Source organism: Lactobacillus acetotolerans DSM 20749 = JCM 3825, assembly GCF_001436775.1.
Taxonomy (GTDB): domain Bacteria; phylum Bacillota; class Bacilli; order Lactobacillales; family Lactobacillaceae; genus Lactobacillus; species Lactobacillus acetotolerans.
The window spans coordinates 1-26,080 of record NZ_AYZC01000023.1; the positions used below are offsets into that span (position 1 = coordinate 1).

30 protein-coding genes are annotated in these 26,080 nt (G+C 32.4%); 29 read left to right on the plus strand and 1 reads right to left on the minus strand.

All coding sequences use genetic code 11. From position 1 onward, the window contains the following. Nucleotides 1–101 precede the first annotated feature (101 nt). The 22 genes from FC77_RS04585 to FC77_RS04685 all read left to right on the plus strand — a co-directional run bounded on the left by FC77_RS04585 (nucleotide 102) and on the right by FC77_RS04685 (nucleotide 18,467). Nucleotides 102–905, plus strand: a complete 804-nt coding sequence (locus FC77_RS04585) for a BglG family transcription antiterminator (RefSeq protein WP_151443547.1) — start codon at nucleotides 102–104, stop codon at nucleotides 903–905. Beyond that, nucleotides 895–1,257: a hypothetical protein gene (locus FC77_RS04590; protein ID WP_056970324.1), complete on the plus strand. Its 363-nt coding sequence runs from the start codon at nucleotides 895–897 to the stop codon at nucleotides 1,255–1,257. Before FC77_RS04585 ends, FC77_RS04590 begins: the two co-directional genes overlap by 11 nt. Nucleotides 1,258–1,269: 12 nt before the next feature. Beyond that, entirely contained in the window at nucleotides 1,270–1,728 is a 459-nt protein-coding gene (locus FC77_RS04595) for a PTS sugar transporter subunit IIA (protein ID WP_056970325.1), read from the plus strand. A 13-nt stretch (nucleotides 1,729–1,741) separates the two neighbouring features. Beyond that, entirely contained in the window at nucleotides 1,742–3,088 is a 1,347-nt protein-coding gene (locus FC77_RS04600; RefSeq protein ID WP_054681853.1) for a PTS galactitol transporter subunit IIC, read from the plus strand. 26 nt (nucleotides 3,089–3,114) lie between these two features. Beyond that, complete coding sequence (locus FC77_RS04605; RefSeq protein WP_054681855.1) at nucleotides 3,115–3,399, plus strand: PTS sugar transporter subunit IIB; 285 nt, start codon at nucleotides 3,115–3,117, stop codon at nucleotides 3,397–3,399. Between the two features lie 4 nt (nucleotides 3,400–3,403). Then, a complete protein-coding gene (locus FC77_RS04610) occupies nucleotides 3,404–4,237 on the plus strand; it encodes a class II fructose-bisphosphate aldolase (RefSeq protein WP_054681857.1) in 834 nt (277 codons plus the stop codon). 15 nt (nucleotides 4,238–4,252) lie between these two features. After that, a complete protein-coding gene (locus tag FC77_RS04615; protein WP_054681859.1) occupies nucleotides 4,253–4,927 on the plus strand; it encodes a triose-phosphate isomerase in 675 nt (224 codons plus the stop codon). 12 nt (nucleotides 4,928–4,939) lie between these two features. Further along, complete coding sequence (locus FC77_RS04620; RefSeq protein ID WP_054681861.1) at nucleotides 4,940–5,458, plus strand: YjbQ family protein; 519 nt, start codon at nucleotides 4,940–4,942, stop codon at nucleotides 5,456–5,458. Between the two features lie 267 nt (nucleotides 5,459–5,725). Further along, nucleotides 5,726–6,664, plus strand: a complete 939-nt coding sequence (locus FC77_RS04625; protein WP_056970326.1) for a restriction endonuclease — start codon at nucleotides 5,726–5,728, stop codon at nucleotides 6,662–6,664. Between the two features lie 40 nt (nucleotides 6,665–6,704). Then, entirely contained in the window at nucleotides 6,705–7,034 is a 330-nt protein-coding gene (locus tag FC77_RS04630; RefSeq protein WP_225723709.1) for a hypothetical protein, read from the plus strand. Between the two features lie 22 nt (nucleotides 7,035–7,056). Then, nucleotides 7,057–7,233, plus strand: coding sequence for a hypothetical protein (locus FC77_RS08000; protein ID WP_156641833.1), 177 nt, complete (start codon nucleotides 7,057–7,059; stop codon nucleotides 7,231–7,233). Further along, nucleotides 7,230–7,745 (plus strand): hypothetical protein, encoded by a 516-nt coding sequence (locus tag FC77_RS08185; RefSeq protein WP_056970328.1) that lies wholly within the window; start codon nucleotides 7,230–7,232, stop codon nucleotides 7,743–7,745. Before FC77_RS08000 ends, FC77_RS08185 begins: the two co-directional genes overlap by 4 nt. 37 nt (nucleotides 7,746–7,782) lie before the next feature. Further along, nucleotides 7,783–8,580, plus strand: a complete 798-nt coding sequence (locus FC77_RS04640) for a hypothetical protein (protein ID WP_056970329.1) — start codon at nucleotides 7,783–7,785, stop codon at nucleotides 8,578–8,580. Then, nucleotides 8,580–9,335, plus strand: coding sequence for a hypothetical protein (locus tag FC77_RS04645; RefSeq protein WP_056970330.1), 756 nt, complete (start codon nucleotides 8,580–8,582; stop codon nucleotides 9,333–9,335). Before FC77_RS04640 ends, FC77_RS04645 begins: the two co-directional genes overlap by 1 nt. A 37-nt stretch (nucleotides 9,336–9,372) precedes the next feature. Then, nucleotides 9,373–10,044, plus strand: coding sequence for a hypothetical protein (locus FC77_RS04650; protein WP_056970331.1), 672 nt, complete (start codon nucleotides 9,373–9,375; stop codon nucleotides 10,042–10,044). Between the two features lie 120 nt (nucleotides 10,045–10,164). Then, the gene (locus FC77_RS04655; RefSeq protein WP_054681872.1) at nucleotides 10,165–10,701 is read left to right on the plus strand and encodes a hypothetical protein; all 537 of its coding nucleotides are present in this window, start codon (nucleotides 10,165–10,167) and stop codon (nucleotides 10,699–10,701) included. A 714-nt stretch (nucleotides 10,702–11,415) separates the two neighbouring features. Further along, complete coding sequence (locus tag FC77_RS04660) at nucleotides 11,416–11,766, plus strand: hypothetical protein (RefSeq protein WP_054681874.1); 351 nt, start codon at nucleotides 11,416–11,418, stop codon at nucleotides 11,764–11,766. Between the two features lie 179 nt (nucleotides 11,767–11,945). Continuing rightward, nucleotides 11,946–13,847, plus strand: coding sequence for a BglG family transcription antiterminator (locus FC77_RS04665; RefSeq protein ID WP_056970332.1), 1,902 nt, complete (start codon nucleotides 11,946–11,948; stop codon nucleotides 13,845–13,847). Next, entirely contained in the window at nucleotides 13,847–14,299 is a 453-nt protein-coding gene (locus tag FC77_RS04670; RefSeq protein ID WP_056970333.1) for a PTS sugar transporter subunit IIA, read from the plus strand. The genes FC77_RS04665 and FC77_RS04670 overlap by 1 nt, the downstream gene beginning before the upstream one ends. A 12-nt stretch (nucleotides 14,300–14,311) precedes the next feature. After that, nucleotides 14,312–14,626, plus strand: coding sequence for a PTS fructose transporter subunit IIB (locus FC77_RS04675; protein WP_056970334.1), 315 nt, complete (start codon nucleotides 14,312–14,314; stop codon nucleotides 14,624–14,626). A 26-nt stretch (nucleotides 14,627–14,652) separates the two neighbouring features. Then, nucleotides 14,653–15,684: a PTS fructose transporter subunit IIC gene (locus FC77_RS04680; protein WP_056970335.1), complete on the plus strand. Its 1,032-nt coding sequence runs from the start codon at nucleotides 14,653–14,655 to the stop codon at nucleotides 15,682–15,684. A 164-nt stretch (nucleotides 15,685–15,848) separates the two neighbouring features. Beyond that, the gene (locus FC77_RS04685; RefSeq protein WP_056970336.1) at nucleotides 15,849–18,467 is read left to right on the plus strand and encodes an alpha-mannosidase; all 2,619 of its coding nucleotides are present in this window, start codon (nucleotides 15,849–15,851) and stop codon (nucleotides 18,465–18,467) included. A gap of 65 nt (nucleotides 18,468–18,532) precedes the next feature. Here FC77_RS04685 and FC77_RS04690 read toward each other — a convergent pair whose 3' ends face one another. Then, nucleotides 18,533–20,638 (minus strand): replication-relaxation family protein, encoded by a 2,106-nt coding sequence (locus tag FC77_RS04690; protein ID WP_056970337.1) that lies wholly within the window; start codon nucleotides 20,636–20,638, stop codon nucleotides 18,533–18,535. Nucleotides 20,639–20,838: 200 nt separating this feature from the next. Between FC77_RS04690 and FC77_RS04695 the strand changes: the two genes are divergently transcribed. The 7 genes from FC77_RS04695 (at nucleotide 20,839) to FC77_RS08005 (ending at nucleotide 26,045) form a co-directional block, all read left to right on the plus strand. Continuing rightward, entirely contained in the window at nucleotides 20,839–21,549 is a 711-nt protein-coding gene (locus FC77_RS04695; RefSeq protein WP_056970338.1) for a hypothetical protein, read from the plus strand. Nucleotides 21,550–22,332: 783 nt separating this feature from the next. Then, nucleotides 22,333–22,758 (plus strand): hypothetical protein, encoded by a 426-nt coding sequence (locus FC77_RS04700; RefSeq protein WP_056970339.1) that lies wholly within the window; start codon nucleotides 22,333–22,335, stop codon nucleotides 22,756–22,758. Between the two features lie 30 nt (nucleotides 22,759–22,788). Beyond that, the gene (locus tag FC77_RS04705) at nucleotides 22,789–24,009 is read left to right on the plus strand and encodes a hypothetical protein (RefSeq protein WP_056970340.1); all 1,221 of its coding nucleotides are present in this window, start codon (nucleotides 22,789–22,791) and stop codon (nucleotides 24,007–24,009) included. Beyond that, nucleotides 23,991–24,632, plus strand: a complete 642-nt coding sequence (locus FC77_RS04710; RefSeq protein WP_056970341.1) for a hypothetical protein — start codon at nucleotides 23,991–23,993, stop codon at nucleotides 24,630–24,632. Before FC77_RS04705 ends, FC77_RS04710 begins: the two co-directional genes overlap by 19 nt. 92 nt (nucleotides 24,633–24,724) lie before the next feature. Continuing rightward, nucleotides 24,725–25,591: a hypothetical protein gene (locus FC77_RS04715; protein ID WP_054682285.1), complete on the plus strand. Its 867-nt coding sequence runs from the start codon at nucleotides 24,725–24,727 to the stop codon at nucleotides 25,589–25,591. 14 nt (nucleotides 25,592–25,605) lie between these two features. Continuing rightward, nucleotides 25,606–25,866, plus strand: a complete 261-nt coding sequence (locus FC77_RS04720) for a hypothetical protein (protein ID WP_056970342.1) — start codon at nucleotides 25,606–25,608, stop codon at nucleotides 25,864–25,866. Between the two features lie 14 nt (nucleotides 25,867–25,880). After that, nucleotides 25,881–26,045, plus strand: coding sequence for a hypothetical protein (locus tag FC77_RS08005; RefSeq protein ID WP_156641838.1), 165 nt, complete (start codon nucleotides 25,881–25,883; stop codon nucleotides 26,043–26,045). The last annotated feature ends 35 nt before the right edge of the window (nucleotides 26,046–26,080 follow it).

Here is a 26,080-nt window from a genome sequence, read left to right on the forward strand (position 1 = left end):
ATTTTAACTTATAATCTAGGCTATTTGGTTAATTTAAACAACTAGCACCACGCGTATATAATGTAAATTTGTTCTCACATATTTATATCTTGATTACGCGATTGAGAAAGGCTGGTAATTTTGTTGAACTTAGTCGAAATGAGATTGGTAAAGAAGATATAACTGGAAAAACGTTCTTATATGAAGTAAGTGAACAAGTTGTTTCAGATATCAGTCATTATTTGAAGCAAAATGTTCCAGATAATGAGGCGGATACGATTTTCGAATATCTAGTGTCTTCTAGATTTGGTGATGATTCAATTACCGAGAATATTTCAGATCAAGTAATGCAAATCACTAATGAACTAGTTGAACAGGTTTCCGACAAAATGGGATGTAATTTTATTGGAATCATCAATGAACTAGAGAAGCACATGGAACCTCTTATAAAGAGGTTAAAAAATAATATTCATATTAATAATAATTTGCTTGAGCAAATAAAAATGGAATATACAGATTTATTTAACGTTATCAAAGAAGTTTCAGCACAAGTTTTTCCAAAATTTGATTTGACTGAACCTGATAACAATGAAATAGGTTATTTGACTTTATATTTTGCACAAGCGATTGAAAGCAAATCAAAGCAAGTTAATGTGGTAATAATGTGCTCAACAGGTATTGGTACCTCTGAACTATTGCGGATAAAAGTTCAAAATGTTTTTCCAAATTTCAATATAGTTTCTGTAACTTCAAATAATGACTTAAGTGTTAATAAAGATGATGTTGATTTAATAATTTCAACAGTAAAAGTCTCTGACAAAATAAATGTTCCTTCTGTCATTGTAAATGCATTATTTACACAGAAAGATCAAGAAATTGTTGAACGAAAAGTTAATGAAATTTGGAGTAAGAAAAATGAAAATTGATGAACGTTTTGAAAAAATTTCTTACACAAATCAATCAAATCTGATTGATCAGATTTCTGATTTAATTATGAAGAAAGAACCAAGATTGTCGAAAAAAGCAATCCTTCAAGATATTGATGTGAGAAATAAATTAGGCGAAGGATTAATGTCATCGACAGTTTTGTCAATGCATATACAAGATAAATTGGTACAACATGATATGGTTCTTTATATTAATTTGAATCGAAGTTTTAGTTATTCCTCAATGACTTTGCATCAGAAATTTAATATTAACAAATTAGTAATAATTGTTGTTAATCCGGAACATCAATTAGATCACTTATCTAAATTAGAAGACTTTATTGAAAACTAAAGGAGGGTAGAAATGAAATTAGATAGAAAATTATTTTCAAAAGAAGTAATTCTTTTTCATCAAGATATTGCAACGCAAGATGAAATCTTTGAAAAATTAAACGAGAATTTGCTAGCTAAAGGTGTAGTAAATGATGGCTTCTTGGCAGCTATAAAGAAAAGAGAAAAAAATTTCCCTACAGGTTTAAAACTTGAATCAGGTTTTGGCGTGGCAATTCCACATACTGATCCTGAATTTGTCAATGAAGATCAAATTGGATTTATATCTTTAAATAAACCAATTCAATTTAGACAAATGGGTAGTGACACAGAAGTTGTAGAAGCAAAAATGATTTTCATTTTATGTTTGAAAGAAGCTCATAAACAACTTGATATGTTACAAAATTTGATGACTTTGTTTGGAGATGATGCGAAGATAGAAAAATTATATGCATGTAAATCAATTGAGGAATTTTTAAATTTAATTAGCTAGAGAGGTAAATAAAATGGGAGTTGTTCAATGGATTATAAACCTTGGTGCTAGTGTATTCCTTCCAATTCTTTTGTTTGTATTTGGTGTCTGCTTAAGAATTAAGCCAGGAAAAGCATTTAAGGCCGGTTTAACTGTTGGCATTGGCTTTATTGGATTGAATTTAATTATAGGTTTGCTAGGTGACCAATTAGGACCTGCTACCAGATTAATGATTGCAAATTATCATTTGCATTTACAAACTATTGATGTTGGTTGGCCAGCAGCATCAGCTATTGCTTATGGTACTGCTTTAGGTATCGCTGCAATTCCAATTGGTGTTTTAACAAACATTATTTTGTTGGCATTAGGTTTGACTAGAACTGTTGATGTCGACTTATGGAATTACTGGCATGTAGCATTTGCTGGATCAATTATCTACTTATTAACTCGGAACATGTGGCTTGGTATCTTTTCAATGGTTGTTGTAACCATGTTCACATACTTCTTCGCTGACTTAAGTGCTCCGAAGGTTCAAAAGTATTACGGACTTGACGGTATTTCATTCCCACACGGATTATCTGCACCAGGTTATGTATTCGCATTACCTTTCAAATGGTTATTTGACCACATTCCTGGTTTCAACAAAGTGCATGTTAATGCTGAAACAGTTCAAAAGAAGTTAGGTATTTTTGGTGATATCACTGTTATGGGTGTCATTATTGGTGCAATTATTGGTATTTTGGCTCACATGGATATTAGTAAGATCTTACAATTAGCTGTCAACATGGGTGCCGTTATGATGTTAATGCCAAGAATGGTTTCACTTTTGATGGAAGGTTTAACACCTATTTCTGAAGCTGCTAATACAATGGTTCAAAAACACTTCCCAGGAAAGAAGTTATACATTGGTATGGATTCAGCTTTGGCTATTGGACAAGAAAGTGTTCTTTCAGCATCACTTATTTTGGTTCCAATTACTATTTTCTTATCAGTAATTTTACCAGGTAACCGAGTATTACCATTCCTTGATTTAGCAACCTTACCTTACTTCTTTGCATTGTTTGCAGCTGTATTTGATGGTGATATTTTGAAGACTGTAATTGCAGGAGCAGTTGATATTGTAATCAGTTTGTATGTTACTACATGGGCTGCTCCAGTTATTACTAACTTAGCTAAAGCAGCTAAATTTAATATGAAAGGTTACACTTCAATTTCAGTGCTTAGTGATGGTGGTCTTTGGACTAACTTCATTTACTTAATGACTGGTGAAAAATTCCAATGGATTGGTATGGGTGTTCTTTTTGTAATCGCCTTACTTCTCTTAATTTGGTTGAAGCAAAGAACTGCAAAACGCGAAGCTGCAGCTAAAACAGCTGAATAAATCAGTTTTGAAAGGAAGAATTAATTATGAAAAAACTAATGGTTATGTGTGGTAGCGGTGTTGCTACTTCAACAGTTGTAATGGGTAAATTAAAGTCTTGGCTTGCAGACCAAGGGTTAGATAAAAAGGTAACACTTTATCAAAGTAAAGTTGCTGAAGAGGTAAATCATCTAGATGATTACGATGTTGTCGTTTCAACGACTTTAGTACCAGATAATGTTAAAGACAAAGTTATTAATGGTGTTCCATTATTGACCGGTGTTGGTGCAAATAAAGTTTATGACAAAATAAAAGAAGAAATCGAGGCTTAACAGTATGTTAGTTTCATCAAAAATCTATTTACAAGATGCTAGAGAAAATCATTATGCATTTCCACATTTTAATTATTGGGATAGTAATTCAATCCGTGCAGAAATTGCAGCTGCAGAAGAACTAAAATTGCCTGTAATCTTAGCATGGGCAGAAAAGCACTCTCCAGAGATTGGAATGGAAGATGCTCTTGGCTTAGGCAAATTCTTTGGCGCTAGAGCTAAAGTACCAGTAATCTTGCATTTAGATCACGGAGTTACTCCTGAACTTGTTAAAAAGGGTGTTGACGAAGGATTTACTTCCGTTATGATTGATGCTTCAGATAAAGACTTCGATACAAATGTTGCAACTACAAAAGACATTGTTGAATATGCACATGCAAGAGGTGTTGTAGTTGAAGCTGAAATCGGTCATGTTGGAACTAATTCAACTGAAGATGATAGTAAATATACTGAAGTAGATGCTGCCAAGAAATTTGCAGAAGAAACAGGTGTAGATTCTTTAGCTGTATCAATTGGTACTTCACATGGAGTTTATCAAACAGGTACACCAAAATTAAACTTTGATAGATTATCTGAATTAAGAGAAGCTTTAAATATTCCATTAGTTTTGCATGGTGGTTCTTCTTCTGGTGATGAAAACTTAAGAAAAGCTGCTGAATTAGGTATCACCAAAGCTAATATTTATACTGATTTAGCTATGGCTTCTTTGCATGCAACACAAAAAGAAAAATTTGATACTGAACCTGATATGGCTGCTGCACAAAGAAAAGCCATCAAAGATTTGAGTGAACATTATTACGATGTCTTTGAAACTAATAATTATCAATATCGTATTTAATTAGGAGGCAAAGTCATGAAGATTAGAAGACCATTCTTTATCGTTAATCCAAAATCTTATTTGTACGGCGATGATGCTATGAAAATGGCAAAAATATCTGATAAATTAGCTGAAAAATATGATATTGATTGCATTTTTACTGGTCAATTGGTTGATTTGCCAGAAATTGCTAAAGAAACTAAGCATTTAATAATCACGGCACAACATATGGATTCATTAAAGCCTGGAAGAGGCATGGGCCATGTTTTGCCAGAGGCTTTGGTACATCAAGGTATTAAAGCCGTTGTATTAAATCACGCTGAAAAGCCATTAACTATTGCTGAACTTGACATGACAATTAAACGTGCTAAAGAAGTAGGTTTGATTACCATTGTTTGTTCAGATACAGTTGAGCAATGTAAAGCCATTGCTGAATTGAATCCTGATGTAATGATCTGCGAACCTGATAGTTTAATTGGTACTGGAAATAGTAGTAATGAAGATTATATCCAATCAACTACAGAAGCAGTAAGAGCAGTTAACCCTAATATTTTAATTATGCAAGCTGCCGGTGTAAGTACAGGTGCAGATGTTGAGAAGATTATGAAATTAGGTGCTGATGGTACTGGTGGTACTAGTGGCATTATTAAAGCTCCAAGTTGGGAGGGAAAAATTTCAGAAATGATGGAAGCTTTAGTTAAGTTCAAATAGGAAGGTTTCAAGATGCAAATTTATCAAGAAGATATTAATTTAAAAACTCAATCCAGAGTTACATACGTTAATATTACTGATCAGGTAAAAGACATTATTAAAAAGTCCAATGTGAAGAATGGACTTGTACTAGTTCAAACATCACATACGACTTGTTCAGTTTTATTTGAAGAATTTGTTCATGACAAGGACTTTAATGGGGATGAATTCCTTCAAGTTGATTTGAATAATATTTTGGACAAGATTGTTCCAAGAGAACTTTCTGAAAATACCAACTATAGATATCCAGGTCCAAAACATGTAGCATTTTTACAAGAATTGGCAAAGAAGGATCCAAACTATCCTGCAGATCCAGGTACAATTTTAAATGGTGATGCTCACGTAAGAGGTTCTATGTTTGGTGGTAATCAAACATTTGCTATTAAAGATGGTGAAATGCTTACTGGTTCTGTTGGTTATATTTACTTTGTAGATTGGGACCAAAACAGAGACAGAAATAGAGTTTGCCATGTTCTTGTCATGGGTGAATAAAAAATACCATTGTCAAATCTTTTCTCCCCTAGACGACAATAGTATTCTTTAAAACTTATTCAGTTTAACTCAAATTATAGATCAAGAATATTACAATATAAAAAATATTTTTACAACGAGAAAACCTTTTTGTAGAAAAATAGTTTTGAGGATTAAGCAACTAACAATTTGCTTAATCCTTTTTCTTTGATTTTTATTTCTGTTTTAAAAAAGAAGACACAATCAAGTAAAATATATGTAAGAGATTGTTTACGTAAGGAAAAAAGAATGAAACCATTTAATGAATTAAATCGTGGAGAACAACAAGCCTATTTAATGCTACCGATTATTCAAGAACTTAAAAATATTGGTGGGGAAGGTAGTACCAAGAAAGTTAAGAAAGATATTGTAAAGAATGATGAAAATCTTCCTGAAGATGTGTTAACTGAAACTAGAACATCTGATAAGGGTAATACTTACCATCCTTTTAATTTTCCATATAATTTTGCTATATCTAATTTGATCTTAGCAGGCTTTTTAACACGTCCAAAAAGAGGATGGATAGTTCTAACTAAAGAGGGAAGAAACTATTCAGGAACCGCAAAAGAACTCTCAGATTTAGTTTATTCACGTTCATTGCCTAAATGGGCGGAAAAATCTAAAAAGAATAAAAACAAATCACAAACAGAAGTATCTACAAATGAAGAAGTAGATGCTGAATTGACCGATGATATTAAGAATAATGAAACTGATGATGAAGATGATCGTCAAAGAATAGCTGATGCTATTAATAATTTGAATCCTTATAAGTTTGAATTGTTCTGCCGTGCTTTAGTAAATAGAATGCATGTAGAAATGTCAGATAAAATTGGCGTTAAGAAAAGTAATGATGGTGGATTAGACGGTTATGGCTATATCACAACCGATGATTTTCGAACTACTAGAGTAGCAATTCAAGCCAAACATTGGAACGGCAGTTTAGTTCAAGCTCCTGAAATTGATAAATTTAGAGGAGCAATGGATAGTTACAGAGCTGAATATGGCATCTTCATTACTACTTCAGGATTCACTAGAGGAGCAATTAAAAAGGCTCGGACAGGCACAAGCGTTATCACTTTGATTGATGGCGATAAATTGGTTGATCTAGTAATTAAATACCAACTTCACGTTAAAAAAGTAGTTAAGGTTTCGTATGAATTGGATGATTTTTTAAGTAGTAATGAATAGTTAACAAAACGGAAAAAATTATGATTGAAGTCAAATTTTATTGGCACCTTATGATCCAGCTCCAAAAAGGGATTCTGAGGATTGGGGCGTAGCCGTTGCGTATTTATCTTGGAAAACTGAAGATCCTCGTCCGTTGCATTTAAGACAAAAGAAAATATTTTTACAGCCTTGGATACAAATCTTACGAGATCCTAATGTATATTCCGAAAGATTGAATTTTTATGGAAAAGATTGGCGAGGATATTCGTTAAATTCAAATATTTTACGAGGTTTTCATTGGTGGGATAAGGATCATCGAAAAATGTTGGGTATTGGAGTAGAAGTAATTGTTTATGCTAATGATGATAAAGCAGCTGATCATTGGTTCTAAGAATTTTAATGAGGTTTAAATTATGTATGGTTGGATAACTGTAGGACACAATAAGCCATATCGTTCCGCTATCTTCGCTAGAGGAATTCATAAGGGCAATTGGGATGGATACGAAAAAGGCTATCATGAATATTGTTTAGTTCTGAATCAAGATAAAACCAAATTGATTCAGGCATTGAAATTCACGTTTTGCCGGTGATTACTGACCTAAAAAACTGGTTACCTAAGAATCATTTTTATGGTTGTGTACCATTTTTAAAAGGGCTGGAACTTGAAAACCTTCCTGAAACGATAACTCCTGATCTCTTAAGTAAATGTATTGAACTGGATCAACAGTATGAAGCTGGTTATCAAGAATCTGTTGAAGTTAAAAATAAACAAGATATTCAAAATTTGATGGCAGCTAATGAATACTTCCATGATGCTCACGTTGTGAAAGTAGAAAAAGAAGATGATCAAATTCATATCGACTTTGAGCCGGCATGGGGTAGTAAAGTTGATCTATGGTTTGAAGGATCTCCTGAATATAGGCTGTATGAAAACAACGATGAATACTGGTGGGATTCAGGATCAATATTCTGGGAAAATGGACTCATTTATTTGGTTGATGAAGACGATATTAATTCACTTAAAACACTAAACAATAACTATTATTGTTACTTTACCGGTAAAAAAATGCTTTATAAAGTAAAACCAGTTTTAAAAGCATAGACAATTCAATATATAGATTAGTGATAGGACATAGATTATGAAAGAAGAGAATGTAACTACAGTTGCTAGAAATTCAAAATTATTACCATTAAGCAAGATTGTTAGTACAAGCAAATTCCAAAAGATCTCATATCATTCTGATAATATAGGCAGTCTTGCTCTTGAAGATGAAAATATTTCATATACAAGTACGGGAACTTTAATCGACTTTTTAACACGGATGATTGTTTTAAATGATAATAATGCGTTGGGAATATCATTACGTGGTCTTGCTGAGATGGCGAATAAACAACAGAAGGCGGAGTATTTATATAAAGCTGCGATGTTTAAAACGCTGACCAAGGATACTGAGATTGACGAACTTAACGATGATGTCTTCAATCTTGGTCTTGATATTTGTGCATGGGAGCAGGCTATCCGTGGTGGTCACTATGTTTCACCGCAGGCTTATCCAAATGAGACCACTATTATTCACTACAAGATTATGCTCAAGAGAGCTAAAGCTTATTTAGAGAAAATAGGCAATATCATTCGAACAGGCTACGTTTCGGCAACTAAAAATGGATTAATTAGCGGAGATGGAGACTATTTATCTCCAGATACCTTAATTGATTTTAAAGTCTCTAAGTTTACAACAATGCAGCCTAATTGGGTAAGACAATTATTTCTTTATCGTGTTTTGCTAAGGGACGAATTGGTAAGTCCAGATCAAATAAAAAAGCTAATGATTTACAATCCACGTAGGGATGAGGGCTTTTTGTTAGATCTTACTCAGATTAATCCCAATATTTTGGATTTTGTAAAAACACAAGCTGAAAAGAGATCGCTGTATTAATGGGATCAGTTGATGAAGAAACTCAAAAGAAACTTGATATTATCATGAATCGCTCTACTTTCTATCAAAACGCAAAATTAGAGAAACAATCTTTTGAATTTGATAATTTTGGCGAAGTAACTAATGAAGGTGAGAGTCTGACTACTGAGCAACTTCATCAAGTTTTGTTGTTCCTTGTAGATTATCGTTACATCAATAAAGAATTTAGTTTAAATGACGCAAATAAGGGAGCCGGATTTGCTAATCAAATTGAAGAAGATGCAGGTAAAAAGTTAATCACATACGAGCGAGCTTTTAAGAGCATCCCTACTGATGGCGAATTACCCGATGAGTTCTTTATTAATGCATGTCAAATTGGTAGATATATCATAGCTAATAAAAGTCAGAAATGGATTGATATTGATCCAAATGATACTGATATTAAGCATTTAAGAATCTTGTTTAATCGAATCAGTAAGTTTTTACAAGAAAAGGCAATTCCAACCCAACTCAGAGTTAAGGGAACAGGACTTACTGGAACAGATTTTAAAAACTACACTGATGTTAAAGAAGAACCTTACATTGTTGACTTGGCAACTAATTCCTGGGCATTAGATATTGGTTTGAAAGATGGTGACAAAGTAAATATTCATCAAGTTAAGGATCTGAAGGGTGCGGGGGATAGCCATTTCAGTGAGCTTGGTATTTTTTCTCCAAGATCAGATAATTATTTTTACAGAATTCAAGAGCATGATGACGATGAATTTATCTTTTAAATAATTAATCTATTTCAATAAAAATGAGGTTGTTACTATGAATACTGATTTTTTAGGCATCCCCAAACAATACGTAAAATCACCACAAAAACCTAAGACTAAAACTGATAAAGCTTATCTCGCATATTTAAATGAATTAGCTGCTGCGATTGAACAGAATTATCATGTTTTCAAAAATAATTATGCTATTGAAGTTCCTGAAAATAATGAGCGACCAAAAGCTAAAAAGCTGATTGCCTTGCAAGAAGCAGAATTAATGTCAGCCGAGCAGGATTATTTCAAAATAACTGGAAAAGAATATAAGACGCAATGGCAAAAACAAGTTGATGAATTTAATAATCTTTTGCCATATCTTCAGCGCATTACTTATCAGCAACAGGCATTTGGGCCGAGCCTAAATTATTTGTATGTATTTGTTGATGAAAATGTAATTGAGCTGATCCATAACTCTCTTAAGATGGATAAGTATCATGTTCAAAATATTTTTAGTAAGAAAGATTTAATCCGAAAACTTAGCATTCTTAATATTGGCCATTGGGATAAAGAGAATGATCTTCCTGAACTGGTTATGATTGAAGATGGAACTTCCTGGACTATGACTTTTGAGTTTGCTAAGGGTAAAAGGTATATCAAGAAGTCATTTTCCGGTTATATGTCTTGGCCATTGAATTTTGATGATTTAGCCGACAGTTTAAAAATTGATTTTTAAAGTAAGAAAGCATCTCCATTAAAGGGATGCTATTTTTATGCAGTTTTATCTTGTAAAAATACACACTTAGAATTATTCTATCAGTAGAGAACAAGTGTTTGCATAATTTGGAGAAACAACATGACTAAAGAAGAATATATCAAAGACTTTAAAAAGCAGTATCAAGACTTACAGAAAACAGTTGATAATAATAATTTTGGCGGAAGCTGCAAAGTAGATTATCGGATGATCATCAGTCCTAAAGCTGCTTGCGTTCATAGCATGAACTTTATTGATTCTGATAATACTAAGGGTACCTACGAAAACAACGTACAAATAATTGCTACGGTCGTACCTGAATGGGCTACGAGTATTTTTAAGTTAGTAGCACCTGCTAGAAACGTTAAGACTGACGCAACTCATAAGATGGAATTAGATCAATTTAACAGTTATTACGAAAAGCATAGTGAAAAATGTAAGCCCGATAAAATGTGGTATGCCCCTTTAGAGCTTAGATTCGAAAAGCAAGAATATAATTACTACTTCAAAACCGGTGATGTTGCGGATGAAAGTCTAACCTGCATCCCTTTTGAAGAAGCATTTAGAGAATACGAAAAGGCAAGAAAATTAATGGATTATGCACGGAGTGTAAAATATAATCCCAAAAATGAAAAATAATTGCCTTAGACATAGAAGAACAAAACTATTCAAAAACATAATAAAAATAAACAAAAATACGAAAATGTACAAAAAGTTGATACAAATACTCCAATTTGTATTATTTTTCTAAAATTTTATTGCCTTTGTAAACCTCATCCTGTAGACTTCTATTTGTTCCCGTCTTTCAAACTCGTAAATATCGGACAAATAAATATCTTATCTATATCACTTTCTTGAAATATAAATTCAGTATTGGACGGGTAACACAATTTTTCTTAATCATTGCAATATTTTTTTACGATAGAAAAATTGCTATGATCAACCTCCAAAGCCTGACAGCTATCAAATCTTGATAGCGGTTGGGCTTTTTTGACATCACGTGCAGAAATGCAAAAATGTACTATGTAGAACAGTACAAAAAAGCAAATCTGTTTTCTTTTTGTAAGTTTTTATTGTGCTATTTAAAATGATCCTGTAAACTCTTATCTGTTCCCGTCATGCATGTATCATTACATACTCCACACTTAAAACCTTTTGACGGGTAACGTTCATTCTTACACGATATGTTTTTATCGTGCTCCTTTTAGCCTAACAGCATTCAAATTAGATTGCGGTTGGGCTTTTTTTATGTTGAAAAGTATATTCATCCCTAATGCGATAGGGATGCTATTTTCTTTTATGAGCTTATCTGATATGATTATGAAATCAAAATAGAAAGTGGGAGACTTACACATGCAAGTTAATGAAGCTATTAAGACTACAGGTGCAAGCCAATTAGAAATTGCAGCTGTACAAAAGTTGTTAGATGTTCATGAGTTACTAAATAAGTTAGTTCATGAAAAAGGATTATCAGATGATGAATTTAGAAAAGTAGATGGTCTTGTTCATCAGACAGAAGACGATAGACTGCAAGGAGTCATTAATTTCGATCATTTTACAGAAGATGAAGGTGACTTAATTGAGAGTCTTATAGAAGAAAATGGCTATTACTTCAAAAGCATTCATGCTGAAGTGCCTGATCGTATGAATACCATCAACTTACTGAATATGATAATTACTTTGGATTGGTATTTTAAGGGTTAAAGAAATAGGAATGCATCCCTAGAGGATGACACTCTTTTTTAATTCTAAAAAATTATACTAATAAAAGTATACTTTTTTGTGTATGAAAGCGTTAACGCTGGAAATATAATATAAATGAAATGAGATGAGGAGAGATGATCAATAATAACATTAGTCTTAGTAAGGAGGAAGAGAAATAGATGAACAATAATGAAATAAAAATTTTGAATTTGTTAATCCAATCGGAAATCATTCATTATTCAGATATTGCTAACCTTACTGGTAAATCAAGAAGTACAGTTGCGAAATATTTAAATGATATTTCTAAATATGTAGCTAAATTTGATGTTCAATTGATTAAAAAAAGAAACGTTGGAATTTATCTTGAAGGTGATCTTTCTAAGTTATCTAGAAAAAATCACTTTAAAGATAAAAATGAACCTGAAAATTCTGATCAACGTTCATTGAATTTACTTACAGATTTGTTAACTGCTGATTCACCAGTTAAAGTACAAACTTTAGCTGATAAAAACTTTTTAAGTAGAAGTTCAATTGATAATGATATTAAGAATGTAAAACTCCTTATTAGTGATTATGATGCAAAAGTAATTACAACTAGTGCTGGAATTCAACTTAAAGCAACTGAAAGAGAAAAAAGAAAGATTATGTCACAGCTGATTGATCTTTATTGGGGTGCAGAATCTTCAATTCCTTATCAAGTTGCATCAGAAGAAGATACAAAAAAATTATCTCCTAAAACGAGTGATTTCTTTAGTCAAAAAACATTAATTAAAACAATAAAAGCAGTGGAATTATTTAAAAAGAAAACTGCACTAAAGCTTAGTGATTATGAATTTCAATCACTAGTAATTCATATTGCAATTGCAATTGAAAGAATTAAAAATGATCAAGTTTTGAAATCAGCTGAACGATTTCTTCCTCTAGAAGAAAATACGAAGGTTTTAACAGAAATTATTGAAAAAGAATTTGATATAAAGTTGCCAGATGATGAAAAACAATATCTAAATATTCACATTTTGGCTGCAGAAAACTTATTAGATTCAATTAATAAGAATTCTTCAATTAAAGGGCTTGAAAATAGTGAAATTTCTAATTTCTTGATGAATAATTTGAATCATTTTGATTCTGTTTTAATTAGTAACTTAACAGTGCATCTAATTCCAGCATTAAAAAGGTTGTCATTAGGATTAACAATCAGGAATCCTTATACATCTGAAATAAAAAGATATTTCTCGTATTCCTACAATGAGGCCGTAACTTTAGGTGCAAAAATCAAAAAAGAATATGGCGTTTCACTGAATGATGATGAATTAGCATATATTGCTCTTCATATTGAAGCATTTAATGAAAGAAATCATCATTCTGTTACAGCTGCTCTAGTATGCAGTACAGGGTTGGGAACTGCTCGTCTTTTGGAACAAAGAATTAAAAGACAATTTCCTGATCAAATTAAAATTACTAGAGTTGTTTCATTACAAGAAATTCAGGATTCTCCGATTAATGAAGATTTAGTAATTAGTACAATTAATGTCAAATTACCAAATGCAAAACATGTAATAATTGTTTCTCCGTTTTTAAATGAAAATGGAATTCAAAAAATTAATAGTCAAATTGATCAATTGTTAAGTACTAATACTAAAGCCGATGCTTTTATGTCACTTATTTCTAGAAACTTAATCTTTATCAGTAATAAAAATCAGACAAGGGATGCCGTGATTAATTACATTGCTGAAAGACTTCAAAAAGAAGGATATGCAGAAACGGGTATCGGTAAAGCTGCAATTGAAAGAGAAAAATTAGCAAGTACCGCTATTCATGTAGTATCAACGCCTCACGCTCCAGTTAAATATGTTAAAAGGCCTGCTATAGCAATTTATATTGATAACAAAGGTATTTTATGGCAAGGCAAAAATATAAAAGTTGTTTTCTTTCTCGCACTGAATCAAGAAGTTAAAGAAAATATCGAAAAAATTTATGAGTATTTTGATGATATTTTGGAAAATGAACACTTAATTAATCAAATAGCTACGAGCAATTCAGTTGAGGAAGTCATCGAATTATTGAAAGGAGGCGAAAAGTAGTGTCAAAATTAAATTTTTTAACTAAAGATAATGTTGTTTTAGATTTAGACGCTAAAAATCAAAAGGACGCTATTTCTCAATTATCAAATGTACTTTATAAAAATGGGATTTTAAATGATCCAAAGCAGTTCACCGAAGATGTACTAAAAAGAGAACAAATGACGACAACAGGAATTGGTAAGAACATGGCCATTCCTCATGGTAAGAGTCCTACTGTTAAAGTCCCATCGATGGTCTTTGCTAAAAATAAAAGATCTTTAGATTGGAATTCCTTGGATGGTTCTAAGGTGAATATGATTTTCTTGATGGCAGTAACTACTAAGCCTGATAGTGGTAAGGAACATTTAAAAATGCTTTCTCATTTGTCAGGCAAACTAATGGATGACGATTTTGTTGCCAAATTAAAGAAAACAAACGATAAGGATGAAATATTAAAGCTGTTACAGAATTAGGAGGCAATTATTATGGCTAAAATTATTGCTGTTACAGGTTGTATTGCTGGTATTGCTCATACTTATATGGCCGCTGCAAATCTAAAAAAGTTTGCTAAAAAGAATGGAGACGATATTAAGGTTGAAACACAAGGGGCAATGGGCATTGAAAATCGGTTGACACCAGATGACATTAAAAATGCCGATGTAGTGATTTTTGCTGTCGATACTACAGTTTCTGAAAAGGAAAGATTTGAAGGCAAAAAGACTTTAGAAGTTGGAACTTCGGAAGTAATTAAAGATGGAGAATCAGTAATTAAGAAGGCAACCGATTTAATTAATAGTTAAATCTATTTTGGAAAGAAGGTATAAATATGAGTTTCAAGAGTGAAATGCGGGAGTTAGGAAATCACTTACAAACAGGTGTATCCTACATGATTCCGGTTGTTACTGCCGGTGGTCTGTTAATGTCAATTGGTACCTTGGTAGGAGGTACTAATGTAGCTGCTAATTCATTTTGGGGTCAGGTTAAAAATTTAGGTTTAATTGGATTACAATTTATTCCAATTGTAATTGCAGCCTATATTGCTTTCTCAATTGCTGATAGACCAGGATTGGCACCAGGTTTCATCGTTGGTGTTGTTGCACAAAAGATGGGTACTGGTTTTATCGGAGGTATCGTAGTTGGTCTTCTAGTTGGTTACTTAACTAAATGGCTTAAAAAAGTACCTGTACCACAAAAATTAGTTACAGTTAAAGCACTTCTCTTTATTCCTTTGATTGTTACAGCTGTAATCGGTCTTCTGTATATTTACATCATAGGTACGCCATTAAAAGCTGTTGTTGATGGTTTAACTGGTTGGCTTCAAGGAATGAAGGGAGCTAACAGTGTTCTCCTTGCTGCAATTTTAGGTGCAATGATGGCCTTCGATATGGGTGGCCCTGTAAACAAGGTTGCTTATACTTTTGGTATGGGTTGTTATGCACAAGGTGTTTATGCACCAAGTACTGCTATGCTTTTAGCAATTGCTATTCCACCATTTATTATGTTTGTTGCAACTTTATTTGATAAGAGTCTATACAGCAAAGAAGAAATCGAAAATGGACGTACGGCTGCAATCATGGGTATCTTTGGTATTACTGAAGGTGCAATTCCATTTGCTTTGGCGGATCCTTTAAGAGTAATTCCAAGTATTATGGTAGGTACTGCTGTAAGTTGTGCTCTTAATGCAGCTTTTGGTGTAACTCAAAAAACTGCATTGACTACTTTAATGGCCCTTCCATTTGCTTCAAACATTATCTTATATATTGTTTCAATTGTTGTTGGTGTGTTAGTTGGTGCTGTAATGGTAAATGCTTTAAAGAAATTTACTCACCACAACGTTGATCAAGATGCATTGAAATAATTTGAGATTTCATTAAATCACTGAATGCGAATAATTCTCCCCTCATATTAGATTTTTAAGCGTTAATAATTTCTCAAATTAAAATTATTTTATCTCTCAAAGCTTGAAAAAATTTGGGAATTTTTCTCAGATTTTTTCTTTTTATCAATAGAAAAGGTGTACTTATGACAAAAGCATATTTTGTAAATCATACTCATTGGGATCGTGAATGGTATTTTACAACACAAGATGCTCAAGTTTTATCAGATAGGTTATTTACGGATGTCTTAACTGAATTAGAAGAGCATCCCGAAGCCAACTTTACTTTAGATGGTCAAATGTCTATTGTTGATGAGTTTGTAGAAATTCATCCTGAAGCCAAGGAAAGAATCCATAAGTTAGTTGAAAGAGGACAATTGTTTATCGGCCCCTGGTATACTCAAACTGATGCTAATATTCCTGATGCAGAATCACTTTTAAGAAATTTAGTTATTGGTATTAATGATGCTAGACAAAACTTTGGTAAGCCAATGATGCTAGGATATTTACCTGATACTTTTGGTTTTAATGCCAATTTACCAATGATTTTGAATCAGGTTGGTATTCGTGATTTTCTATGTTGGCGTGGAACTAATTTTAAGCGTCAAACAAAGTCTGTTTACTTTAAGTGGAAAGGGCTTGGGAATAATATTGTTTTCGCAGCTAACTTCCCATTTGGATATTTTACGGGTCAAATAGATTTAAAGTCAAAAAAGAATTTAAATGATTTTGTTAAAGATCGCTTGGATAAAGGAATAAAGTTTGAAGCTGAACATGGAAATAATGATGAAGTATTAATCCCATCTGGAATTGATCAAATGAATATTATTCATAATATTTCTGATACAATTGCTAAAATAAACAAAATTAGTAAAAACAGTGTTGAAATTAGTACTTATCCTAAGTTTATGAAATTACTTAGAGAGAAAGATTTGGATACTTATCAAGGTGAACTACGTTATCCAACTTATTCAAGAGTACATAGAACAATAGGTTCAGTTCGTTCTAGAAATAAACGTAAGAACTTTGCATTGGAACAGGCAATAACTAGAAGATTGGAACCTTTGATGGTGATTGCTCATAATGCAGGAATTGAGCTTTCAAATGGTTTAATAATCAAGCTTTGGAAAGAATTATTTAAGTTGCAACCACATGATACTCTGGGTGGTAGTGTAACTGATAATGTTGCAGTAGATATTAATCATCGTTTTAAGCAAGCAAACGAAATTGTTGATGGTTTAGAAAACTATATTAAAAAACGAATAGCACAACGGCTTAAATTAAATGATCATGATGTGATAGTCTTTAATGCTGATCCGCAACCATTTGATGGATATAAGAAGATTAGCTTTATTAGTAGAAGTAAAAATATTAAATTTGACAATAAATATGATGCAACAATTATTAATGAAGATTATGTTGAATCACGTCCAAATATTATGCAACTTACACCTAATGGCTATCAATTTAAAGATGAGCCTGGATATTTTAAGTTAGAAGTACTTCTTAAAATACAAATGGCAGGTTTAGGTTATGAAGTAATTCATTTCGAAGATAGTAATGAGCCTATGCCCGAATTGACAGCAGCAGATGGTAATAGTATTTCAAATAATCGTTTTGTCTTAACTTTTGTAAATCATCAATTTGAACTTAAGCGTGATAATCACGTATTTAAAAATGTAATTTCAGTCCATGATCAAGGCAACGATGGTGATACTTACGATTTTTCACCTTTGAAGAATGATCAAGAAATTACTTTATCTTGGAATGGTGATTTAACAAGAGTTATCAGTCAAGATGTACAACAATTAATTCTTACAGGTAATTGGAAATTACCTAAGACATTAAAAGATAGAAGCAAGGGAAGTAATGATTTAGAGAAAGTTCCTTATAAACTGATAATTAGTTTGAAGAAAAACGATCCAGTCTTATCTTGTGATCTAAGAATTAATAATACTGTTTTAGATCATCGATTAAGAATAGCAATAAAGACAGGTATTGATTCTGAATACGCCGATGCTCAAATTCAAGGCGGGTTTACTAAAACAGAAAATCTACCGATTGATGATAATTGGAATGATGAATTTGTTGAAAAACCAGTAAACATTTACAATTTCGATCATATCGTTGGTATTAGAAATGAGAATCAAGGATTGTATTTCTTGGGTTATGGTGAAAAAGAATATGAGAAAGTAGATGATTCGATATATGTAACTTTAATGGCAACTACGGGTCAATTAGGAAAGCCAAATCTTCTTTGGCGTCCAGGCCGAGCTTCTGGTGATACAACTTCATTAGGACACCAAATGGAACCAACTCCAATGGCAGAAGAACTTGGAAATAATGAATTTAAATTTGGATTGGCTTACTTTGATGGTGAAGAATTATCAGAAAGTCAAATTGCTAATGTGGCGGATAAATGGCTATCACAATCAATTTCCTATCAATTACAAACATTTAATTTGTTTGTAAATCGTTTAGATAATAAAATCTGGGATATTGAATTTAGCAATGATCTTCCACCAATTTCAAAGAATGAGAATTGGCTGAGTTTGAACCTACCTTGTTCAATCTCTGCAATTTATCCTGCTTATACTGTAAAAGATAGCTATGTTCTTAGATTATCTAATATGTCAGATAAGATAGTTGATGTATCTGATTTGAAAGAAAAAGGATATTTACTAACCAACGCACTAGAAGAAGTAATAGATTCTAAGTATCAGATTGAACCTTACAGCATGGCAACATTTATTAAGAAATATTGATTATAAAATTCTTCTCCTCTCTAGATAAATTAAAAAGACGATTGTATATTTACAATCGTCTTTTTCTATTTATAGAGTCTAAAATGAACGAATCTGTTTCCTTTATTAGATGCGGCATTGTAGAAGGAATCTTCAGGCAGAGAGAAATCATCGGGCATTTGCCAATTGCTGTCTGTTTTTGGCTGAAAAATGAATGGTGTTGCGTGAGCTAATTCATTTCTCGCAAAGAAACCATCTTCGTACATCTGAAGCGGTATTTCAGTTAAGCGCAATTTTAAAGAAAATTCTTTGCCTTGATACTTTCCTGCTAAGGAATGAAGATAATCAAATTCTCTTGGCCTTTCAAGATAAGGATCAATAGGAGTTAATACAAAATTGGTTTGGCGAATACCTTTCTTATAATTTTGCATATTGTCCGTTTTATCAAAGAAGTATTTCTGCTTGAGTCCTAAAGCATTTTTTAAGATGTTAAGTTCATATTCAATTAATGGATCATCTTCTAACGTGTAGCGTGGAGAATACCGGCTAATGCTATTGGATGTGAAATTGGACGATTTGCTATGGATTTTGTTAACTTCAGTGTCTAGTGCAGGAATCAAAGTTCTTTCTCTGCGAGGATAAATAACTATCGGGGAAGCGAGAATATGAGCCTTGCTTTCTTCCATATAGCCTTTTATGGCCTCATCAGGATCATCTAACCCGAATAGTAGTAAATCGCCTGTATTGGCCTTAATTTGCAGATCATAAAGTAAATTAGTGCCTTTCTTGCTCTCAATTTGTCTAATCGCAAATTGCGTATAAAGAGAATGCTCTAAACCAGCAATTACCGGCATGTAATAGATATTATTGTCATTATCATATTCTTCGCTTCTAATCTTCATTACCCCTGCTAGATAAGAATTGTTTTTGCCTAAACGTGAGCTTCTGTGGTTTTCGTATTTGGTGAACATGTTTAAAATATAGCGCCCTAAAGTAGTGCATTGTAAATCCTGCCTGCCAATATAATCGGCTTTGAATTTCATCTTATTGATTACATCGGCTGCTTCTAGGCATTCTTCATCATTCCAGTTAGGACGGCCAAAAGACTTATTGTGTATTGCTTCCGCCACTGCAATATCCGCTTCATCGGTACCACTAACGTAGATCTCTAAGTTAGGAGTATTTATCATACCCTCAGTGATGTATCTTTTTATCTCACCAAGATAATTGCTTTCCCCTGTGAGAAATGCGTGTATTTGATTACTTAGTTTAATGTAGGGTGGAATGTACTTGTTTGATAATCTTGGATTTGAATAATCATTAACGACAAATATTACTTGAACTAACTTATCAGGGTGAGCACTTGCGTACTTAAGGTAGTTGTTTAATTTATCTATCTGTACTTGATTACTTTCAGTTCTGTTGTCTAGTTCAATAAAAATAATATTATTGTCTAAAGTAATTACTTCATCGGGTACAAAAGATATATACTCTCTGCCTAGATCATTAGTCCATCTTTGTAAACTTAGTTTATGTACCATGTTAATAGCTTTATTCATGCAGGATTGGATTGATTTTTGATTGGTGCTTTCTGATGGAATCTGATTTGTTTTGCCTGGTGGAATTTGATTGACTAGCCCTGATGGGTTACTGCCTGGCGATACCAGAATGTCTTCCCCTGATGGAATTTGAATGTTGAGATCTGACGGTGCCTGAATATTGCTGCTTGATTTATTTTGAATGATGTCATCTGATGGAACTTGTTTGTTTTTGCCTGATGGCATCAAATACCATAATGGAGCCTTAAGAACAGAAGTGTAAATGCCTTGCACCACAACATCAATTGCAGCAATGTTATGAGAATTAAATCTTATGTTATCACCAGAAAGGCCACTATAAACAGGAAGATTATTTTCATCTGCAGTCCTCCAAAAAAGTTTACTTGGATAATAAAAGAAAGTTCTATTTGCATGACTGATACTTTTATAACTACCTACAAGCAAACCACCTTTTTTTATCCAACCTGATAATATTACATTTGGAAACTTTGAAGGTTTACCTTTTATTGCTGACCAAAGTAGGTGAAGCTGCTTTTTAGTAACATATCCTAAATTGGCAATCATTAATAATAAAATCACCTGATCTTGGTCAAGCCTGAAAGTTTTATTTAATAATTTTGAATATATCTCCAATTGAGAAAACCCCCTTTTTCTGGATGTACTTCAGCTATATATAGTAAGACTATTTACTAAATCTCTGGTGAAAAGCTCTAAGGTACCTAAAAAACGGCTTTTAAGAGTATTGTCAAAATAAGAAAAAGGCAAAAATAAGGCAGAAAACTATATTTATTTGAGTAAATCTCTTTTTTGGGGATGGAAAGTAGGAGAAAAGAATGAAAAAACGTAACAGAGTTAAATTATTCAAACTGTTTAATTACACAAATATGAATCAGTATCGTAAGGCTCTAAAAATTAATAGGATATTGATGTTCACTAGTTTGCTGTGGTTTATTCCGTTGATAGTACCGGTACCGGAAAGCATGAAGTATGTGTTCGCTACATTAGGTGTGTTTCAAATGATCATAACAACAATGTGGTATACCAATATCAGTTCCAAAAATAGATATGTTTTTGGAAAAATCCGTGCAGCAAATCAGGAATTAAAGAGTTATGGCATTAGCACTAAACACTGGCAAGTATACGCAGTAGATAACTTTGATGAAAATGATGATACCTTCAGAATGGAATTGCTCTTTTATCCGTCTATTACTGAAGTAGGCGCATTATGGCGAGTATTAAGACATAAAAAGGTTAATCTACCCCTAACGACAAACGATATTGAAGGACTCAAAAAATACCTCAATATATTAGAACAAAACATTAAGGGGAGCGACCATCAAGTAATACTCTATGCTTCTTTGGATTCTGAACTTGCAAGTGCGCTTCAAGATGCAGGTATAGACATTTACCCTACAACAACGAAGTACATTAACAAACCTAGTAAAATGGAATTTTATTCAGCATATAGTCATATTAAGGACGTCAAAACCCTATATAAAAGCATTTCTCCCTACTTTATTGGATGGTTTCCAATGGGTGATTAGTCAAATATCAGCAAGTAACTTCAGCAAGTAGCTTCAGCAAGTAACTTCAGCAAGTAACTTCAGCAAGTAACTTCAGCAAGTAACTTCAGCAAGTAGCTTCAGCAAGTAACTTCAGCAAGTAACTTCAGCAAGTAGCTTCAGCAAGTAGCTTCAGCAAGTAGCTTCAGCAAGTAACTTCAGCAAGTAGCTTCAGTAAGTAATTTCAACAAGTAGTCTTAGCAGTAAAAATAATTCGGCAGGCAAATTTCACTTCTAAAAAGAGCATTCCTTTATAGAATAAGGTTCTATGAGGAATGTTTTTTTGATATACTAAGAGTGTATTAATTTTATTAATATTTCATATTTAAGTTTAATTCAAACGGGATGCCGGATTGAATGCAAAATGTCCGTTAGGACGAATGACTTACACGCGAGTTAAAAAGAAGTTTAGGTGGGCGTGTACACCAGTCTGAGGTGTGATACTATAATCTACCGGCAGATTTTAGGCGAAAGCTTAAAAGATGCGTCGAATACGATAAAGAATGAAAAAATAAGGACACACGAAAAACTGTTTCAATGGAAATAGGGAAAGTGCGTCCTTTTTTCATTGGATAAAAAATACTGTCAGTATATAAGACAGCGACAATGATAGAAGAAAAGAAAGGAATGATGCGAAGCAGGAATAAGAAGTATTATTCAAGCAAAGCAAAATCAAAGAGGGAAGTAAAGAAGTTATGAAGCAGTACGACAAGAGTCGAGCTAATTTGTAGCTTCTTTTTTGTTTTTTAAGGAAGGATTTATAAGATGAAAGTCTTATTTGGTTTAGTTGTTTTGGGATTTGTTCTTTTTCTGGGAGATTGGAGCTTTGAAACATTTGTTAATCGCTTAAAGTTGATTTCCAAATTTATCAAGAATGCTTTTACTTCGGAAAAAACAAATCATACAAATCAATTTAATAGCAAAAAAGGAAGAAAAGTTGCTCAAAAAGTAGAAAGATCAAAGATTGCTACTCCCTCAAATGCTAAAAAAGCAGTAGAAAGAATGCGCATGAAATTTGATCACAGGGTTACTGAAGCTGAAGTAATTAATTCTTTAAATTCTAAGAGAGTTTTTAAGAATGAGGTTAAGGCAGCTTCTAACAATTCTAATAGGGCAAAAAAGATAACTTCTAATTCAGATGATGAACTTGATGCTATTAGGACACAAGTAATTAATCGTTTAAAGAAATAGAAATTATTCAAATACGGAGGAAATATTAAAATGAAGGAAAAAATAGTAGATCTTATGCGTGAAAAATTTGGTATTTTTACGAATGCAAAAACTAGAAAATTGACGATAACTGCTAAAGATAATCTTTTTTCTGCGTATCGTAAATTAGCATTGTATCTATATGCTAATCACGAGATGACAAGTGCTGAAGAAATTGAGATGGTAAAACATAAAATATCTTCACATTTTGACAAAGAGGAAAGTGAAAATAGTTATTCTGAGTTAACTAGAGTTGATATTTCTGTAATGTCTTCTGAGTTAGCTAGGAACGTAAAGTACGAATGTAAAAAATCCAAAAATGCTGAAAACGACACTTGGAAAAATCATATTTATATGATTGAAAATGCCGATAAGGCAGAAAAAGTATTTGTTGTTCTTAGTCCAGAAGGTGTATTTAAGACTAATGCGCTTAAATATAGTTATTACAGAAAAGACTACTTTACACATTCAAAAGAAACTCTAATGCTTGTAAATATGCCTTTAACTTACGGTTATAGTGTCATTCAAAAAGATTTCTATAATACGTATGCTAAAGAAGATTGTTTGAATGAATTTTTCAAGACGAGTTTGTCCGATGATATATTTAGCCAAACATTCACTAAAGGTAAATTTGCTAAGTATTATCCTGTTTTACCTAATGTAGTCAAGCGTGCTAAAAATGCTCGTTGCGTAAAGGTAGAAGATTGTACAGAAGTTGAAAAATACGATGATGATGTTTTAGGTAAATTACCTGATAATAGTTTCATTATGAATGCTGAGAATGGTTTTTATGTTCCGTGCAAAACGTATTTTGGTACTAAATATAATATTAGTATTTTGATGGATGTAACTCTTCCAGGAGATAAAGGCAATTATTATATTAATCAAAGAACACTTTTGAAACTTTTAGAACGTAATTTAGGAATTTCTATATTACGAAACTATTTAATAAAAACTCAGAATATATTTATGCAGTTTGATCATGATATGGAGATGTCTGAATCTTTGTCTCATGCTAGATTTTTTGAAGAAAAGAAAAATATCAAACAAGAAACAAAGCGTGTAATGACTATATTTGAAAATATGCTTAACAACAAGTTCTGTCATGTGGAGATTGATAATGACGTAGAGCTGGATAAACTTGGTCACGTTAAGGATGAATTGAAGGAAACAACGGATATTCTTCCTACTTCTAATGATGGAAAAAGGCTATTTTGCGCTTTAGAAAATTGAGAAATCATCGTGCTTTGGGAATATTTACTCCGGTAAATAATACTGTTGCTGTTGATTTCCGCTCTGATGAAAATGGAATGATTGAAAAAGGTATTGGCAAGAAAAATATTGGACTCCAAAGTCTAATCCATGAATATGGACATTTTCTTGATTACAACATGCTATGCGATAGTGCAGCATTAAGTTTATCCGGTGACTTTGATAATATTCTATTTCAAACACAAGCAGAGTTAAGAGCAAACTCGAAAAGATTAGCTTTAATGGGTGAAAAAATTGAATATTTATGTTTGCCTAGTGAAATTTTCGCAAGAGCCTTTGAGGTCTATGTGTATGATTGTGGACTTGATAATTCATTTACCAAAGATCCAGAACAGTTAAATTTAGAAACTTTAAATCTAAGATATAGCTGTTTTAACAGAAATATCAGATTACTGATAGATATATATTTTGATCAGAAGTTTCCTACATTAAGAAGAGACATTGCTAAATATGTTAAAAGACATACTGAAGACAAAGAGTTGTCTAAGGTAAGTGAATCTTCTGAAAGTAGTTATACTGTTGAATCCAAGAAAATATCTAAACCCAAAATCTATAAGCATGTGGCACAATTAAGTCTATTTTAGAAAGAAAAAAGGAATTTAAATCTCTGAATTATCAACATAAACATATACATTGTTTATGTTTAATATTCAGAGATTTTTTTGTGAGGTAAAAAATGGAAAATACAAAAACTCAAATTAGAAATATGCTTTTGAACCTAATTAACAAATATGATTTGCACCATAACAATGCTGAAGCTGACTGGCAAGAAGATTCGCAAATCTTCATGTCAATTGAAGCACCAAATAATTGGACTATTTCTGTAGATTTAGATGGTCAATTTCTATTAGATCATCCGTTAGATCGGGATCGGGTTTATGTGCTAAAGAGTATTGCTCAAGCAGCATATGAATCTGATCCAGAAGATGAATTTAATAGTTGTTGGAGTAGACAATTTGGTGAACAAAATGGTCTTAGTGCCTTTCAATTTGTTCATAATCTTGAAGATGATAAACGCTTCTATAACCAATTGTCTGATGAAATCTTTGCAGATTTAAGAAAAGAAAACTACAAGTTGGTCAAAACTGGTTCATCGGATATTTTCAAACAATATCCCTTACCAGATATTGATGGATTTGCCTTTATGGTTGTCAATGTTGCTACTTTTCTTAAGGAATTAAGAAATATTGCAGCAATTGAATTAGCTGATGCAGATTATCCCGATAATTGTCCAATTGATTCAATGTGGGGAAGTATAGATGTTTCAACTGTTATTAATGATCTTGCTGATTTTCATTCTGAATTTGGTTTGATTATTGCTGAAACAGACACTATGGATCCAGAAGTTACTTTGCATACATTAACATGCAATGAACTAAAAACATTGAGTGAATTAAAAGATTGGGAATTAAATCCAAAAGTTAAAAAGTATTGCAGAACTTTGATGCCACATTTTAATGACGATTGTGAGTCAACAAATGTCTTGTGCGCTCAAGCTATTCCAAGCGAATATAGTCAATCTGTAATTACCAGTAATATGTAATTTGAGGTTTAGATATGTTGAAAAAAATAAATAAAAAAGGATATAAAGTCCAAGTTTCTTACGATATGACTCGTTTTATGAGTGCAGATATTAATTTAGCTGAAATTGAAAAGGCAAACCAGGAAACTGATTTAACTTTCAAGAATCCAGTATTAAATTCTGAAGATTATGATTATGGCTCTGCTTCTTTTGATGTTTTTAATACGGAAAATGAACCAGTAGCACAAGAGTTAACGTTTGAACAATTAAAGACTTGGATCAAAAAGAATAAATAAAAAAGGAAATAAAAATGTTAGCAAGTAAGGAAAAACAATTATCATTAGCAACTACCAATTCAATCGAAAAGAACGTTCAAATATTGACGCAAGATGAACTCTTGGACTTTATTGAACGCAGATTAAAAGAAAAACGCATTGTTTCTATAAATAATTTATTTCCTGAATTATCAAATTAAGTGCAACACTGATTCAAATAGGTCATGAAGCCAAT

What these genes read in the sequence shown, in the direction of transcription:
- FC77_RS04590 (WP_056970324.1), top strand. Translation starts at nt 895, where the DNA reads ATGAAAATTGATGAACGTTTTGAAAAAATTTCTTACACAAATCAATCA.
- FC77_RS04595 (WP_056970325.1), top strand. Translation starts at nt 1,270, where the DNA reads ATGAAATTAGATAGAAAATTATTTTCAAAAGAAGTAATTCTTTTTCAT.
- FC77_RS04600 (WP_054681853.1), top strand. Translation starts at nt 1,742, where the DNA reads ATGGGAGTTGTTCAATGGATTATAAACCTTGGTGCTAGTGTATTCCTT.
- FC77_RS04605 (WP_054681855.1), top strand. Translation starts at nt 3,115, where the DNA reads ATGAAAAAACTAATGGTTATGTGTGGTAGCGGTGTTGCTACTTCAACA.
- FC77_RS04610 (WP_054681857.1), top strand. Translation starts at nt 3,404, where the DNA reads ATGTTAGTTTCATCAAAAATCTATTTACAAGATGCTAGAGAAAATCAT.
- FC77_RS04615 (WP_054681859.1), top strand. Translation starts at nt 4,253, where the DNA reads ATGAAGATTAGAAGACCATTCTTTATCGTTAATCCAAAATCTTATTTG.
- FC77_RS04620 (WP_054681861.1), top strand. Translation starts at nt 4,940, where the DNA reads ATGCAAATTTATCAAGAAGATATTAATTTAAAAACTCAATCCAGAGTT.
- FC77_RS04625 (WP_056970326.1), top strand. Translation starts at nt 5,726, where the DNA reads ATGAAACCATTTAATGAATTAAATCGTGGAGAACAACAAGCCTATTTA.
- FC77_RS08000 (WP_156641833.1), top strand. Translation starts at nt 7,057, where the DNA reads ATGTATGGTTGGATAACTGTAGGACACAATAAGCCATATCGTTCCGCT.
- FC77_RS04640 (WP_056970329.1), top strand. Translation starts at nt 7,783, where the DNA reads ATGAAAGAAGAGAATGTAACTACAGTTGCTAGAAATTCAAAATTATTA.
- FC77_RS04645 (WP_056970330.1), top strand. Translation starts at nt 8,580, where the DNA reads ATGGGATCAGTTGATGAAGAAACTCAAAAGAAACTTGATATTATCATG.
- FC77_RS04650 (WP_056970331.1), top strand. Translation starts at nt 9,373, where the DNA reads ATGAATACTGATTTTTTAGGCATCCCCAAACAATACGTAAAATCACCA.
- FC77_RS04655 (WP_054681872.1), top strand. Translation starts at nt 10,165, where the DNA reads ATGACTAAAGAAGAATATATCAAAGACTTTAAAAAGCAGTATCAAGAC.
- FC77_RS04660 (WP_054681874.1), top strand. Translation starts at nt 11,416, where the DNA reads ATGCAAGTTAATGAAGCTATTAAGACTACAGGTGCAAGCCAATTAGAA.
- FC77_RS04665 (WP_056970332.1), top strand. Translation starts at nt 11,946, where the DNA reads ATGAACAATAATGAAATAAAAATTTTGAATTTGTTAATCCAATCGGAA.
- FC77_RS04675 (WP_056970334.1), top strand. Translation starts at nt 14,312, where the DNA reads ATGGCTAAAATTATTGCTGTTACAGGTTGTATTGCTGGTATTGCTCAT.
- FC77_RS04680 (WP_056970335.1), top strand. Translation starts at nt 14,653, where the DNA reads ATGAGTTTCAAGAGTGAAATGCGGGAGTTAGGAAATCACTTACAAACA.
- FC77_RS04685 (WP_056970336.1), top strand. Translation starts at nt 15,849, where the DNA reads ATGACAAAAGCATATTTTGTAAATCATACTCATTGGGATCGTGAATGG.
- FC77_RS04695 (WP_056970338.1), top strand. Translation starts at nt 20,839, where the DNA reads ATGAAAAAACGTAACAGAGTTAAATTATTCAAACTGTTTAATTACACA.
- FC77_RS04700 (WP_056970339.1), top strand. Translation starts at nt 22,333, where the DNA reads ATGAAAGTCTTATTTGGTTTAGTTGTTTTGGGATTTGTTCTTTTTCTG.
- FC77_RS04705 (WP_056970340.1), top strand. Translation starts at nt 22,789, where the DNA reads ATGAAGGAAAAAATAGTAGATCTTATGCGTGAAAAATTTGGTATTTTT.
- FC77_RS04715 (WP_054682285.1), top strand. Translation starts at nt 24,725, where the DNA reads ATGGAAAATACAAAAACTCAAATTAGAAATATGCTTTTGAACCTAATT.
- FC77_RS04720 (WP_056970342.1), top strand. Translation starts at nt 25,606, where the DNA reads ATGTTGAAAAAAATAAATAAAAAAGGATATAAAGTCCAAGTTTCTTAC.
- FC77_RS08005 (WP_156641838.1), top strand. Translation starts at nt 25,881, where the DNA reads ATGTTAGCAAGTAAGGAAAAACAATTATCATTAGCAACTACCAATTCA.